1 protein-coding gene is annotated in these 770 nt (G+C 38.7%); it reads left to right on the forward strand.

All coding sequences use genetic code 11. The annotated features are described in order from the left end of the window. Positions 1 to 43 precede the first annotated feature (43 nt). Positions 44 to 301, forward strand: a complete 258-nt coding sequence (locus tag AB4496_RS26500) for a YdcH family protein (RefSeq protein WP_010432560.1) — start codon at positions 44 to 46, stop codon at positions 299 to 301. The last annotated feature ends 469 nt before the right edge of the window (positions 302 to 770 follow it).

Raw genomic sequence — 770 nt, forward strand, 5'->3', positions numbered from 1 at the left:
AAGATCAACACGCCCTAAAAATCCGACTAGAGAGGAAGTGCCAATGCTCAATGAAAACCATGCCTTTATCTTAGATTTCCCAGATCTTAAATTAGACATTGTTCAGCTCAACCACGACGACGAAAAATTCAAAGCAGACATGCAGAAATACCACCAACTCGACTACGACATCCGTCAGCTAGAAATCTCTGGCAGCCCTATCGATGACGACAGCATGCACAACCTCAAAGTAGAACGCATGGCGCTAAAAGACTCGCTACACAAACAGCTCACGCGCCACCACGCACTTAAGATCGTTTAACAGAATACACTTGTCCTCAAAAACGTTTTTATAAACAGCCCGTTGACGGGCTGTTTACCACAAATTTACGCAGCTAATTTAGTGAAAATCTGAATGATAGCGGTCGGTAATTCAAAATCTTCAGATACTAAGAAGTGGATAATTGCTAATACTCTCTCAGCTACGTCTAACAAAATACTAATTTTGTTCATCATGAACTGTACTCTCTATTTTATATAAATGGAGCACATTGTTTTTTGCGTGGACTTTGATATGATTCGCCTTGAAACAAGTCATCATAATTGTTGTCCAGAAGTTTTAAGACTTTGTAGGAGAAGACTCTAAACTTTGCTTATTACAACGTGCATGATACAGATAAAAAAGCCTACCTTGTGTAGGCTTTTTTACATCTCAAACATTGTCATTTTCACCTCCTACTTAAATATCAAAAAAAACACTATATGTTGTGCGTTCACCTTAGCGATAGCAC

It is taken from the genome of Vibrio sp. 10N.222.46.A1, from assembly GCF_041473595.1.
Lineage (GTDB): Bacteria > Pseudomonadota > Gammaproteobacteria > Enterobacterales > Vibrionaceae > Vibrio > Vibrio tasmaniensis_A.

Excerpts from the sequence above, each read along its gene's own strand:
- AB4496_RS26500 (WP_010432560.1), top strand. The coding sequence starts at position 44 with ATGCTCAATGAAAACCATGCCTTTATCTTAGATTTCCCAGATCTTAAA.